6 protein-coding genes are annotated in these 15,703 nt (G+C 39.8%); all 6 read right to left on the reverse strand.

From position 1 onward, the window contains the following. Positions 1-2: 2 nt before the first annotated feature. Positions 3-6,536 (reverse strand): amino acid adenylation domain-containing protein, encoded by a 6,534-nt coding sequence (locus tag RRG12_RS22275; RefSeq protein ID WP_420760743.1) that lies wholly within the window; start codon positions 6,534-6,536, stop codon positions 3-5. Between the two features lie 97 nt (positions 6,537-6,633). Continuing rightward, a complete protein-coding gene (locus tag RRG12_RS22280) occupies positions 6,634-7,704 on the reverse strand; it encodes an HAD-IIIC family phosphatase (RefSeq protein WP_420760744.1) in 1,071 nt (356 codons plus the stop codon). 3 nt (positions 7,705-7,707) lie between these two features. Next, positions 7,708-8,892: an acyl-CoA dehydrogenase family protein gene (locus RRG12_RS22285; protein WP_420760745.1), complete on the reverse strand. Its 1,185-nt coding sequence runs from the start codon at positions 8,890-8,892 to the stop codon at positions 7,708-7,710. An 18-nt stretch (positions 8,893-8,910) separates the two neighbouring features. Continuing rightward, on the reverse strand, positions 8,911-9,162 hold the full coding sequence (locus tag RRG12_RS22290; protein WP_420760746.1) for an acyl carrier protein: 252 nt from the start codon (positions 9,160-9,162) through the stop codon (positions 8,911-8,913). Positions 9,163-9,178: 16 nt separating this feature from the next. Beyond that, complete coding sequence (locus RRG12_RS22295) at positions 9,179-10,033, reverse strand: 3-hydroxyacyl-CoA dehydrogenase family protein (protein WP_420760747.1); 855 nt, start codon at positions 10,031-10,033, stop codon at positions 9,179-9,181. A 159-nt stretch (positions 10,034-10,192) separates the two neighbouring features. Next, positions 10,193-15,700, reverse strand: a complete 5,508-nt coding sequence (locus tag RRG12_RS22300; RefSeq protein WP_420760748.1) for an FkbM family methyltransferase — start codon at positions 15,698-15,700, stop codon at positions 10,193-10,195. Positions 15,701-15,703 lie beyond the last annotated feature (3 nt).

Below are 15,703 nucleotides of genomic sequence, written 5' to 3' on the forward strand. Positions count from 1 at the left end.
CCTTAAATATTATTTTCAATAGATTTCAGCTTTTGCAGACGTTTTCTTTGTTGAGATTTACCGCCGGCAATTTTTTCGGTAACTATTTCTGTTACATCAGAAGATATTTGTTGACTTTTAATTTGATTAAAATAATCTGCTAAAGAGCTTATGGTGGGATATCTAAATAAGTCAATTACAGATAAATCTTTCTTAAATACTTCACGCAATTTGCTGTGAACTTGAACCAAAAGCAATGAATGGCCACCGAGTTCAAAGAAATTATCATGAATTCCTACAGACTCGATTTGAAGGACATTTTGCCAAATATCGGCAATGGTTTGTTCTACCTCTGTTTGAGGCGGCTGATAAACTGCCTCCAATTCTGGGCGTGTAGTATCTGGTGCTGGTAAAGCCTTGCGATCGCATTTACCATTAGGTGTAAGAGGTAGCGCTTCTAGTGTCACAAAAGCTGCTGGCACCATGTAACTTGGTAACTTCGATTCTAAGAAATTCCGCAACTCTGAAATTGATAGTGTTTGCCCGATGTGCGGGACTATGTATGCTACTAAATTTTGAGTATCTGTTGCCACAACTACAGTTTCTCGTACTGTTGGGTATTGGCTAATGAATGCCTCAATTTCTCCAAGTTCTATGCGGAAGCCACGAATCTTCACTTGGTAGTCAATTCGACCAATGTACTCAATTTCTCCATTGGGTAAATAGCGTGCCTTATCACCTGTTTTGTACAAACGTGTTCCCGGTTGTTCGCTCAAAGGATTGGGGATAAATTTTTCTGCGGTTAGTTCTGGACGGTTTAAATAACCCCGACCTACGCCTACACCACCAATATATATTTCGCCTGGTACTCCGATGGGTACAGGGTTAAGATTCCCATCCAAAAGATAAATTTGGATATTGGCAATTGGATAACCAATGGGAACTGTCTTTTGAGTAGTAAGACTATTTTGACACTGCCAAAAGGTGACATCTACAGCAGCTTCTGTCGGGCCATACAGATTGTGCAGTTGGGCATTGAGTTGATGGCAAAAGCGTTGTTGTAATTCTACTGGCAAAGCTTCACCACTGACTATTACCCGCAGTAAAGATTCACAGGTTTCCAAATTTTCAGCTTCGAGAAACATTTGCAGCATCGAAGGTACAAAATGAATTGTGGTTATTTGCTGCTGTGTAATGACATTCACTAAATAATTAGGGTCACGATGTCCTTCTGGTTGTGCTATTACTAACCGCGCACCTGTTATCAATGGCCAGAAGAATTCCCAGACTGAGACATCGAAGCTGAATGGTGTCTTTTGTAAAACTCTATCTGTGGCTGTTAGTTGATATTGGTCTTGCATCCACAGTAGGCGATTGCAAATTCCTCTGTGGGTATTCATCGCTCCTTTGGGTTTGCCTGTGGAACCGGAGGTGTAGATGACGTAAGCTAGGCGATCGCTACTAAGATGGTAATCTGGGTTTTGTTGGCGATGTTGGGCGATAACTTCCCAGTTGGTATCTAAGCAAATTAGTTTGGCTTTGTGAGCTGGGAGATTTTCTACTAGCTGTTGTTGTGTTAATAAGACTGTTGGTTGTGAGTCTTCTAACATATAAGCTAGGCGCTGTTGAGGATAGCTTGGATCTAGGGGGATATATGCGCCACCTGCTTTGAGGATGGCTAATAGTCCGATTACCATCAAAAGCGAACGCTCTACACAAATTCCCACTAGTACTTCTGATTTTACTCCCAAGGAACGCAAGTAATGCGCCAATTGGTTAGCTTTGGTGTTGAGTTCGCGGTAGGTTAACTGGTGATTTTCATATACTACTGCTACAGCATCGGGTGTACTTTCTACCTGAGACTCAAACCATTCATGAATGCATTTTTCTGGCAGATACTCACTCTTAGTATCATTCCACTCCACGAATAGCTGATGTTGTTCAGGTTGTGTTAATAGTGGTAATTCTGAAAGCCGTAGCTTCGGATTTGCCACAATACCTTGAAGCAATATCTGCAAATGTCCGGCCATTCGGCTGATGGTGCTTGCTTCAAATAAATCAGTATTGTACTCTAGTGTGCCAAATAGCCCCTGTTGTGTTTCTGTGATTTCTAAAGTCAAATCAAATTTGGCACTACCACTTTCAATAGCCAAAGAACTTAAAGTTAGACCAGGCAACTTTAAATCCGACATGGGTGCATTTTGCAGCACGAACATCACTTGAAATAGTGGTGTGTGGCTCAAGTCTCGCTGTGGTTGTAGTTCTTCTACCAAAAGTTCAAAAGGCAAATCTTGATGTGCATAAGCTCCCAATGCCACTTCCCGCACACGGGTTAGTAACTCTTCAAAGGTAGGATTACCAGCGAAATTAGTTCGCAAAACCAAAGTATTGACAAAAAATCCAATTAACCCTTCTATTTCTGCCCGATTGCGATTAGCGATGGGCGAACCGACCACAATATCTTCGCTGCTAGTGTAACGCCATAGCAGAGTTTGGAAAGCTGCCAACAAGGTCATAAATAAAGTACTTCCTTGCTGCTGGCTGAATTGATTCAGAGCTACGGATAACTCTGAAGATAGCTCAAATGAATAGGTTGCACCCCGATAAGTCTGAATCGCTGGTCTGGGATGGTCAGTGGGTAACTCTAATACTTTTGGTGCGTTTTCTAAGTGCTTTAGCCAGTAAGATATCTGAGATTGTAGGACTTCTTTTTGCAGCCATTGCCGTTGCCAAGCTGCGAAGTCTACATAGTGAACAGGAAATTCCGCTAAGGGTAAGGGTTGCTCATCGCAGAAGGCTTGATAAAGTGTTACTAACTCACGTACCAACACACCGATTGACCACCCATCAGAGACAATGTGGTGCATTGTGAATAACACTACATATTCTGCTTCACTCAGGCATAGTAGTTTCACCCGCAATAACAGGTCATTTTTAAGATCAAAGGTTTGTTGTGCTTCTGCTAATGCTAGTTGTTTAACTTGAGCTTCTTGTTCATTTGTAGACAATTCACTGATGTCAAATATGGGCAACGTTAATGATGTCTCTGAAGAGATGATAGCTACGGGTTGCCCTTCTCTTGCCTGGAAGTTAGTCCGCAAAGCTTCGTGACGGCGGATAATTTCGTTGAAACTTTGTTGTAGTGCCTTGATGTGTAATTGTCCTTGGAGTCGGACAGCCGCCGGAATGTTGTAGAAGGAACTATTGGGATCTAACTGAGCTAGAAACCATAACCGTTGCTGGGCAAAAGACAGGGGTAATTCGTGGAAACGCGAAATTCGCTCAATGTTTGCTATTTGACTTTCTGAGCCTATCCTGGTGGCTTTTTCGATGTCTTTCGCCAGCCCAATTATTGTTGGTTTTTCAAATATGCGCCGTAAGGGAAGCTCTACTTGAAAGACTTGCCGAATTTGGGAAATTAGACGAGTCGCTAATAGGGAATGCCCTCCCACTTCAAAGAAGTTATCGTAAATGCTAATCTCAATACCAAGTACCTTTGTCCAGATACTAATTAGTATCTCCTCAATTGGTGTAGAAGGAGCGACAAAATTTGATTGAGATATTAACTGTGTTTGACTAGGTGTAGGTAAAGCTTTGCGATCGACTTTACCATTAGGTGTGAGTGGTAGTGCTTCTAGGATCACAAAAGCTGTTGGCACCATGTAGCTTGGTAACTTCGATTCTAAGAAATTCCGCAACTCTGAAATTGCCAGCGTTTGCTCGGTGCGTGTAACTATGTATGCAACTAAACTTTGAGTATCTGTTGCCACAACCACAGTTTCTCGTACTACTGGGTATTGGCTAATGAGTGCTTCAATTTCTCCAAGTTCTATACGGAAGCCGCGAATCTTCACTTGGTAGTCAATACGTCCCAGATACTCAATCTCTCCATTGGGTAAATAGCGTGCTTTATCTCCGGTTTTGTAGAGACGTGTTGCTTCTTGACTAAAGGGATTGGAGATAAATTTTTCGGCTGTCAGTTCTGGACGGTTGAGATAACCTCGTGCCAATCCTTTGCCGCCAATACAGAGTTCGCCTGGTACACCAACAGGAACTAACTGATGATATTGATCTAGGATATAAAGTTGTGTATTAGCGATCGCACCACTTATTGGTACAGTACTGTTAACTGTTTTTACTAGACTAGCTGCTGACCAAATGGTGGTTTCAGTCGGGCCATACATATTCCACAGAGCATCACATCGGTTGAGTAACTGATTTGCCAATTGTCCCGGTAAGGCTTCGCCACCACACAAGATTTTTAACGAATGATTGCCATCCCAACCAGCTGCCAAAAGTAACTGCCAAGTAGCTGGTGTAGCTTGCATGACTGTAGCTTTTGAGTCAGACAATTTTGCTGACAACAATGCTCCATCTGAGGCAGTTTCTTGACTGGCAATTACCAAACAAGCGCCTGTGATGATTGGTAGAAAAAGTTCTAATGCCGCAATGTCAAAGGATATGGTAGTAACAGCTAGTAAGATATCTTGCTCTGTTAACCCTGGTTTTTGGCGCATAGCTTGCAAGAAGTTGCTTAAAGCGCTGTGGGGAATCTGGACACCTTTAGGTTTGCCTGTAGAACCAGAGGTATAAATTACATAAGCTAGGTTATCAGTACTTGGTTCACGAAGTATATTGTCTTGGCTCTGTTGAGCAATCAAGTGCCAATCAGCATCTAAACATACTACTTTGGCTTTGTGTTGGGGCATTACCCCCATGAGGGAGGTTTGCGTCAGCAGCACTGGCACTTGCGAATCTTCTAGTATAAATGCTAACCGTTCTTGGGGATAACTGGGATCTAATGGTAAGTAAGCACCACCTGCTTTGAGGATGCCTAACAATCCAATTATCATATCAAGCGATCGCTCTACACAAATCCCTACTAGTACTTCTGGTTTGACACCTAAAGTTTGCAAATGGTGCGCTAACTGGTTTGCTTTAACATTTAGTTGCCGATAAGTAAGTTGTTCTTCCTCAAAAACTACTGCCACAGCGTCTGGTGTTCTTTCTACCTGCGCTTCAAATAATTCCTGGATGCATTTATCTTGAGGGTAATTGATAGCAGTATCATTCCAGTCAAGCAACAGAGTCTGACACTCTGTCTCTGTCAACAGTGGCAAATCTAATAAGCGCTTCTCTGGATGGGTGACAATAGCTTCGAGCAAATTAGTAAAATGCCCAATCATGCGGTCAATCGTGGCAGCATCAAACAAGTCTGTGCTGTACTCCAACCAACCCCAAAGTGCTGGCTTGGCATCTACCACAGACAGTGTTAAATCGAATTTTGCTGTTTGACTATGGTTTTGCAGCCATTTTAAAGTCAAATCAGGTAACATCAAATCTTTTTTGCTGTCTTCTAGCCAATCAAACATGATTTGAAACAGAGGTGTCTGACTTAGATGACGCTCAGGGTGAAGTTCTTCTACTAGTCGCTCGAAAGTTATATCAGCATGAGCATAAGCATTGACGCAGACTTCGCGTACTCGCTTGAGTAATTCTAAAAAGCTTGGATTCCCAGAAAGGTCAGTACGTAGTACCAGAGTGTTGACAAAAAAACCAATTAGCCCTTCTATATCAGTATGGTTGCGGTTAGCTATAGGGGAGCCAATGCAAATATCTTGTTGGTTTGTGTAACGGTACAACTGTGCTTGAAATGCCGTTAATAGGGTCATAAATAGAGTGACCCCTTGGCGGTTGCTTAAAGACTTAAGCTTTTCAGTTAAGCCTGATGATAGCTTAAAAGTTGCGATCGCACCCTTGAAGCTTTGCACCGGGGGGCGAGGACGGTCTGTCGGGATTAAAGTAGTAGAAGCATCTGCTAATTGTTGCTTCCAATAAGCAAGTTGAGTTTTTTCTCGCTCCCCTTGTAGCCACTGATGCTGCCAAACAGAAAAGTCTGGATATTGAATGGGCAGTTCTGAAAGTGGGGAAGATTTTCCAGCACAGAAGGCTGCATATAGTGCTGCTAATTCTTGAGTTAGCACTTGTACCGACCAGCCATCACAAACAATATGGTGAATACTGAATAAAAGTAGATGTTCTTGTTCACCTGTCTGCAATAACATTCCTCGCAGCAGAGGGTCTGATGCTAAGTCAAAAGGTTTTTGGATAATATCATTCGTCAATCGCTCAACTTCCGATGCTTGCAATGCTGCTGTTTGTTCACTCAAGTTCACTACTGGCAAGGCTACAGTTAAAGTTGGATGAATCACTTGAACTGGTTGCCCTTCTAACAACTCAAAGGTTGTACGCAGAGATTCATGACGACTAACAATTTCATTAATACTTTTATTTAATGCTACTAAATTCAATACACCTTCTAAGTGTATTGTTACTAATTCATTATAAGCAAAGCTTTGGGGTTCCAGTTGTTGAAAAAGCCATAACCGCTGTTGAGCAAAAGACAGAGGCACAGGACTTTGTTGAGAACGTCGAGGAATAACTATTTGTGGAGTATTAGACTCCGATTCACCCCGTAAACGCTTTTCTAAAATTGCTTGTTTTGCAGGTGAAAGTTGAGAACGTCGTTGAGAAATAGTGTCTTTTTTAAGATTCATAAATATTATGTTTAATTTTCAATAAGTAATTGCTACGACACTTCTAGATCACTTGCAAAAAATTCTCTTATTCCTCGGAATCTCTGTTTCTTATGTCTTAGTCATTTATCTGAAATTTTACATAGGAAGGTACTGACTGTATTCGTTTTAAATCGTTCTCAAAAACAACTAGATCACCACTATTTTTAATTTCTTTAAAACCTGCAAATTTATAAGCAATATACATCATGCGATTACGATTATTTGACACAAACTCTGCAAGCAAACGTACATTGTTACTTTGCGCTAGACTCATGACATAGTTCAACATAATTGTGCCAACTCCCCTAGACATAACGCGACAAGACATTAGCAACAGCTTGATTGTCCATAAGTCCTCTTGACATTCAATCAAAACTAATCCTATTTGACCGTAGCTCCCATATTTATCTTCTAAACTGGCAATTAGCAGTTTGTGGTTTTCTGAGGAGCGAAAATGATTGAGTTCATCATAAGAGTAGGTGTAACCAGTTGTGTTTAATTGGTTGGTTCGTAATGTTAATTCTTCTGCTCGTTGTAAATCCTCTTCTTTGGCAAAAGATATCGTGAAATTCATATTGAGAGTAGCTAAGAATTCCTCTCCTGTGCCAATAAATTCTTTTTCTGCTTGTTGACGTTCTATATCACTAAGATACATCAATCTTCTCATGCGAGAATCTTCTGTAACAAAACGGGGATTCATCACTGGCATATCTAAAATATGCTCTATTTGATCTGCATTGATACAGAGGATATCTGGCAAAGAAAACTTGACTTCTTCGAGTTCAAATATCTGGTCATCAATGAAAGCGATCGCATCAAGACCAATATTTAATAGTTTAGCAATTTCTTGTACAGAACTAACCTTAGAATTCCAATTAATTTGAGGATATAAAAAATATTCTTGTAGCCCAAATTCTTGGAGCTTAACTAAAGCTGTAGAATCATCATTCTTACTGGCAATTGATTGTAAAAGACCGCGATTATCCAAATCATGAATAATCTTAACTATACCTCTTCGTAAAGAGACTTGCTCATCTTCCAACAAAACTCCATGCCACAGTGTATTATCTAAATCCCAAACCACACATTTAATAACTTTTTTGTCTGCTTGTTGAAGATTTATAAGTTGGCTGGTATCACTAATCATATTTTAAACTCTCTCTGCTAATTTCTTACCCATAACATTGGGTACTGTTGATAAAAGATAATTCTGATAGCCTGACTCAGCAATAGTAATTTCTTGAATTTGCGTACTACCTTCAATAACTTCCATAATTTTAGAGTCTCGTAAATACCTTTCAACTGGGTATTCACTACTACACCCATTACCACCATGAATTTGTACAGCATCATTCGCTATTTTTGTAGCTGTCGTAGAAGCAAAGTACTTAGCAATTGAAGTCTCTATAATCGAGTTGGGATCGTTAATCTCTTTGAGATAACCAGCTTGATAACATAGCAGTCTTGCAGCTTTGACATTAGTTATCATCTGAGTGATCTTTTGGCGAATTAATTGATGCTCTTTGAGATAAACATCAAACTGTTTTCGCTCGCTTGTATACTGAATACAGGCTTCTAAACAAGCTTGGGCAATACCTACACAACCCCATGCTACACTATATCTCCCATAATCAAGTGCAGAAGCGGCAATATAAGAAAAGCCAAAACCTAATTTACCTACTAAATTTTCTAGAGGCACATAACAGTCAGCAAACTGCAATTCTGCTAACATTGAAGCCTTAACACCTAAAATCCCAGAAATTGGTTTGATTGACAACCCTGGACTATTTTTTTCAACCAAAAAAGCAGTAGGTTTACCTTCAAATTTGGCAAATACTAAAAATACATCTGCTATCTGTCCATAGGTAATCCATTTCTTTTGCCCATTTAAGACATAACCATTTCCAGCAAGTGTTGCTGTTGTTTCTACACTTTTGGCATCGCTACCTACATTTGGTTCGCTTAATGCAAAAGCGCCGATAATTTCACCAGATGCTAATTTTGGCAGCCAATATTCTTTTTGAGATTTAGTACCCCATTTACCAAGAGCATGAGCAACCATGCTGTGAACTGTGAGCAAACTCCTAATAGAAGAACATCCTCTGCCAAGTTCTTCGTTGAGAATGCCATAGGTGATCATATCCATTTTTTGACCACCAAATACTTGAGGTATTATAGCACCTAAAAAGCCATGATTAGCTAATTTTCTAATAATTTTGGGTGGCGTAAATTCCTGGCGATCGCATTCACTTGCATGAGGGCATATTTCCTCGTTTACAAAGGCCCTAAATTCAGCTTGAGCATTTTTTTGCTGAGTAGATAATTCTAGTTTCATATCCTGAATTTCACAATTTTATCTCTGTACTAAGATAGCGGTTTTACGTTCAATTAAGTTGACGATAGAATTGATAGTTCGGAAATTTTCAAACTCCAAATCTTCGTTTTCTATTGCAATCTGAAACTCTTGTTCTACAAACAAGACAAGCTGCATAGCAAACATAGAATTCACAAAACCTAGAGCAAAGATATCTTCGTCTGGCTGTAAATCGTGATTACCAAAAAAACGAGAAAGGAATGTTTGGACTTTAGTGTTAATTTCGCTCATTTATGAAAGCTCCTATTTATTGATAAGCGTAAAAACCTTTACCACTTTTCTTGCCATGTAATCCGGCATCTACCATTTTTTTGAGTAAGGGGCACGGTCTGTACTTGCTATCATTGAAGTTTTCATATAAAACTTCGATAGAAAATAAAATGGTATCTAGTCCAATCAAATCTGCTGTTTCTAAAGGCCCCATTTTGTGACCGAAACAGCCTTTAAATATTTTGTCTATATCTTCTACAGTGGCGACTTGATCTTGCAATAAAAACACAGCTTCATTAATAGTTAACATCAGTACTCGGTTGGAAACAAAACCCGGCGAATCATTGACGAGTATGCATTCTTTCCCCATCTGAGCCAGAAACTTTTTGCCTATTTCAATTGTTTCATCAGAGGTATGATAACCGCGAATCACTTCCACCATCGGTTTCATGGGGACAGGATTCATAAAATGCATACCAATAACTTTATCCTGACGCTTAGTGACTGAAGCAATGCGGGTAATGGGAATTGCCGATGTGTTAGCTGCAAATACACTATCTGCTGGACAAATAGAATCTAGCAGGGGATAGACCTGCTTCTTAATATCCCATTTTTCTGTGACATTTTCTACTACAAAATCAGCATTTTCCAAAAATTTAAAATTTGTAGAAAATTCAATTTTATTTAAAATATCCTGTGGGGTTTCTGTACTGTCACTTTTTTTGAAAAAACTTTGGAAGCGAATATTATTTCTGATCTCTTGTTTAGCTTTATCTAGAATATCTTCAGAAATATCTACTAAAACTACCTGATGACCTGTTTGGGCAAGGTTTTGTGCAACCCCTACGCCCATGACTCCTGCTCCCACTACGCCTACTACTTGAATATTCATAATTGAAACTCACCTTCCTTTAATACCTAGTGGTTTATCGCATTAGTTACGAGTGATGAATAAGTTTGTAGTAAGGACTTTAGTCCGGGATTTTTAAGCACTGAAGTACTTACTACAAACTCATCAAAATTAATATGACAGACTACTAATGTTTGAATTTCAGATGCGGATAGCGTAAACGTTGTACATAATTGAATGTTGATATAAATCTTCTTGCTCAGTTACAACGTTGTAACCTTGTTTTTTCAGCAGACTGGTTATATTTTCTAGCCGTCCATCTGTGTCATGTACTTCGATCACAATTTGCTGAATTTTTTCCCAATCTTGCTCTTGGATACCTTGAATAACATCGAGTTCGCTTTTTTGGACATCAATTTTTAGTAAATCGATGCGCTCAACTTTTTGTTCACGGATAATTTCAGAGAGAGGTTTTAACTGACAGGTAAAATTCTGCTCTCTCAACCTTTCTCCTAATAATTCATCAGCGTATTCCATCACTTCATTCATGCCAGTCATACCACGTTCTAATTGATTGACCATGATGGCTTTTAAGACTTCTTTCTCTTCTTCTTTTTCAGCATAGAAGGAAGACATCCCGGAACTATGAGGATAAAAAGTAAAGGTTGCAGTTTTAGATTCGTTAGAAATTCCTAAGTTGAATAGTTTAACATTTACCTCATGTAAAGTAGTGTTGAGACGTAAAATTTCAAACAAAGGAGGTGCTGGCTCAAAAGCATAAATGGTAGGGTTTTGGCATTGTTGAGATGCAAAAAGTGTAAACATACCTATATTTGCACCTACGTCAAATATACAGGCGCGATCGCACAACTTAATCCCATGTTTGAGATACACTTGATTATTAAATATGTCCTCATAAAAATAGTCAACTTCAGCTTTGCTTTGGTAAACAATTTCTAGATTATTGGGCAGTTTGTAGCGTCGCTGATTGACAACTTGAGGTACTTGTTGTTCTGGAGTAATTGTAACTTGATTTGCCGCTTCATTTTCGGTTAATTCTTCTAATTCTCCAATTAACATATCTTCAATTACCAAAGATAACTCGGATACAGTTGGCGCTTCAAAGATGTGACGCAAAGATAGTTCGACCTCAAAATCTTTACGAAGCTGGGAAACCATTTGAGTTGCTATTAAGGAATGTCCACCCAAATCAAAAAAGTTATCATCAATGCCGATTTCCTCTACACCTAGTAATTCCTGCCAAATATCTGCAATTTTTTGCTCAAAAGCATTACTAGGAGCAATATATGCAGTTCCTAAAATAGGCCTGGGATGTGCTTGTTTACTTTGATGAGACTGTTTGGAATTTTGTAAGAACAGGGGTACTGCAAAAACTTGATGTTCTGCGATCGCAGTTTGTAGGTTTTGCGTTGATACAATTATTTGAGGTAGTGTTTTAGACAGAATTCGGTTAAATGCATCTATACCTTCTAAAAAAGATATACCATATTGCTGTCGCATTTGCTTAAATTCGGCTTGGATAGTTGGTGCAAATGACAACAATGATTCTTGCCAACTGTCCCATTGCCACCAATCCCAATTAATTGAGACAGTAGGAATTTGCTGTTGGTAAAAATTGTAATGAGCAAAGGCATCTAGAAAAGCATTAGCTGCACAATAATCTACTTGTCCTATGCCACCTGTGATTGCAGTGTTAGAAGAAAACAAAACCAGAAAATCTAAATTTACTGCTTGCAAAACAGCATTTAACACCAGTGTACCCTTAAGTTTGGGCTGAAAAACTTTTGCCGATGATTCGGTAGTTTTGAGTTGAATTAAACCTGCACCTGGCACTCCTGCTGCATGAATCACACCGTTAATCTTGCCAAAGCGATCGCGTACTTCATTAATCGCGTTCTGCATTTGTTCAAGGTTTGCAACATCTGCTTTTAGAACTAAAACCTCAGCACCTAATTCTTCTAATAGCTGAACTTTTCGGATTTTTGTAGTTAAAAAATCCTCTTGTTCGTGACTTGATAAAAATTCCTCCCACTCGACTTTTGGGGGTAATCCCGAACGTCCAATTAGGACTAATTTTGCTTTTACTGTCTTTGCTAAATATTCTGCGATCGCTAATCCAATTCCTCCTAATCCACCTGTAATGACATAAACTCCTCTTTCCCGTAACTTAGTAGATACGCTTGGTTTTTCGATTGCTAATGGTTCAAAATATTGAACCCATCGCTGATTGCCACGATAGGCAATAACTTGGTCAGAAGTTATTGTACCAAGTTCTATCAAAAGATGATCTATTAACTGCTGCCATTGCTGTGTACCAATTGGGGGAAGTGTAATGTCAATACTGCGGCAGGAAATGTGGGAATATTCTTGCGGAATAACTTTACATACACCAAGGATAGTTGCCTTCTCTGGGCATAAATTGTCTTCATCGAATAACTGCTGCATATCATTAGAAATAACACTAATTTGCAGCGAGTCGTTAATATTTTTTTCTCCTAATGCTTGTACTAGAAATAGCAAGCTATAGAAACCGATATCTTGAGTTGCATCAAAATACTCAAGTCGCGATCCTATCTTTTGCTGTGGTGTAATGCTCCACAAATGAGCAATTTGTTGAGGGATTTTGCCTGAATCACCAATGCTTGTTAATAATGCCTCATAGTCATCTCTACTTTGAGGATTAATTGTATATTCCCAGTCACTAATTTGACAAAACTTTTCACCAATTTTGACAATTATAACATCTTGAGGTTTGTCTTGTAGCTGTTCTATTATTTGGTTGCCAATACCACAAGTGTCAATAAAGACTAACCAGCAATTGTTTGACTCTATTAACTTTTCTTGTGCAAGATATTCAGCAGGAGCAGAACGTTTCCAAGAAGGAATATAAAACCAGTCGCTAACATCCAGCTTTTGTTTTATAGCTGCTTGATTAGTTTGGTCATTTCTGATGGATTCTTTTGGTTCAATCCAGTAGCGTTGACGCTCGAAAGGATAAGTAGGTAAAGGAATACGATAACGATGCTCATGTTTATAAAATCCTGACCAATCTACTTGGAATCCTGCTAACCACAGCCGACTTAATGTGTTGAGTAAAAATGGTAAATCTGGCTGTTGATCGTAGGAATATCTCAGGGAAGGTAGGACAATCTGATTGATTGCTGGATTATTTTCTATACATTGGAGTGCAAAACTACCAAGAGTCTGACCAGTTCCTACTTCCAACAAAATTGGATGTTGTTGTTGCCACAATTCTTGTACACCCGGAGCAAATAATACAGGTTCGCATAGATGCTTAACCCAATAATTGGCATCTGTGGCTTCTGCTGCTGTAATCCAGGTTCCTGTAACGTTTGATATATATGGGATTTTTGGTGCTTGGAGGTTGAATGTTTTGACTAACTCATGTAAATTAGGGGCGATCGCTTCCATCATCACAGAGTGAAAGGCGTGAGAAGTTTCTAACCGGCGACAAGCTAAACCTCTTTGAGTTAACTGTTGTTCTAAAGCCTCTACAGCGTCGGTTTCACCAGCGACTACACACATCGATGAGCCGTTGACTGCTGAGAGTGAGAGTTTATTACTGAGTAGAGGGGATATCTCTGTTTGGGAAAGCGGAACCGCCAACATTGCTCCACTCGGCAATTGTTGAATCATTTCTGCTCTGGCGGCAATCAGTTTTAAACCTTCTTCTAAAGATAAAACTCCTGCTAAAGTTGCTGCTACATATTCACCTATGCTGTAGCCAATCATTGCTTGGGGGCGAATTCCCCAGGACATCCATAATTGTGCTAGGGCATATTCAATCACAAAAACCGCTGGCTGGGCTAGATGAGTTTGATTGATTTGTGCATCTGTTTTTGCCTCGGTGCGACCCAACATTTTTCGCAAATCCACACCTGGAGATGACTCTTGATTTATTTGTTGTTGAGAATTTCTATTTGGATAGAGTACATCTCGTAAATCTTGATTCAGAAGTGGTTTGAGGAATTCACAACAGTAGTCAATTTGTTGCCTAAATGTCGGTTCAACTTGATAAAGTTCAAGAGCCATGTTGACATATTGAGTACCAAGTCCTGGAAACATAAAGGCTACAGGACGTTCTTCAGTTTTTTGAGAAGTGGTAAGTACACGCTTTGGATCTTGAAGTGCAGCGATCGCATCTGCGATATCATGACAAACAACCGTCTGCCGATGCTCAAAAGCTTGTCGTCCACACTGCAATGTGTGAGCAACATCCGCAAGCTTTAAATCAGGATGCTGTTTGAGATAATCTACTAGATTTGCACTAGCACTTTTGAGCGCTGAATCTGTCTTTGCAGAAAGTACCAATAACTGCCAGGGACGAGAAGAACTAGACTCTGGAAGGATAGGTGCTTCTTCTAAAATGACGTGAGCATTAGTTCCTCCTAGACCAAAAGAACTGACACCTGCACGTCGGGGAGTGCCATTCCTTTTCCATTCAGACAGTGTGGTATTGACATAAAAAGGGCTGTTAGCAAATTCAATTTGGCGATTGGGCTGCTCGAAGTGCAAACTAGGAGGGATCTGTTTGTGTTTGAGGGCTAGGACGGTTTTAATTAGACCTGTTACCCCAGATGCTGTATCTAGATGACCAATATTAGTTTTTACTGAACCAATAGCACAAAAGCCCTTTTTATCAGTACTAGCTCGAAAAACTTGTGTCAGCGCTGCAATTTCAATCGGATCACCCAACGCTGTTCCAGTTCCGTGAGTTTCAATGTAGGAGACGGTTTCAGGTTCAATATCAGCTAGAGCCAGAGCTTCTGCGATTACCTCTTTTTGACCATTCACACTAGGCGCTGTGTAACCAACTTTCAGCGAACCATCGTTATTGATTGCTGAACCTTTAATCACCGCATGAATGCAGTCGCCGTCAGCTAAGGCATCCTCTAATCGCTTCAAAACCACAATTCCGACGCCGTAGCCAGGGAAAGTTCCTTGTGCTTTGGCATCAAAGGCGCGACAATGCCCGTCTGGAGATAAAACTCCTCCATGTTGATAGAAATAGCCAGTTTTTTGCGGCACAGATGTTGTAATGCCACCAGCTAAAGCCATATCACATTGGTAGTTTAGTAGGCTTTGACAAGCTAAGTTAGTAGCAACCAATGAGGTGGAGCAAGCCGTCTGAACATTAATACTTGGCCCCTTTAAATTTAAGTGGTAAGAAACGCGAGTTGTTAAAAAATCTTTGTCATTGCCGATTAGCGCTTGCTGACCAATAAGTGATTCTAGAAAATCTCGGTTTGGAGCAATATTAAAAGCTAAATAACTATTCCAGCCAGTACCCGCATAAGCCCCAATTCGACCAGGATAAGTTTCGCAGTTGTAACCAGCATTTTCCAAAGCTGACCAAGCAGACTCTAAGAAAATCCGGTGTTGGGGATCTAAAGTAGCAGCCTCTTTTGGAGAAAAGCCAAAAAAAGCAGCGTCAAATAACTCTATATCTTCTAGTATGGCTCCAGCTTTGACATAATTCGGGTCATTCAAAACAGCAGAGCTTATCCCAGCTTCCAACAATTCTTCATCTGTAAAAAAAACGGTTGACTCTACTCCATCCCGAAGATTATGCCAAAATTCATCAATACTTTTAGCCCCAGGAAAACGCCCCGTCATGCCGATAATAGCTATTCCTTCTAGAGAATTTGGCATTTCTGAAATACTCATAAA

The sequence above is a fragment of the Nostoc sp. CALU 546 genome, from assembly GCF_048836525.1.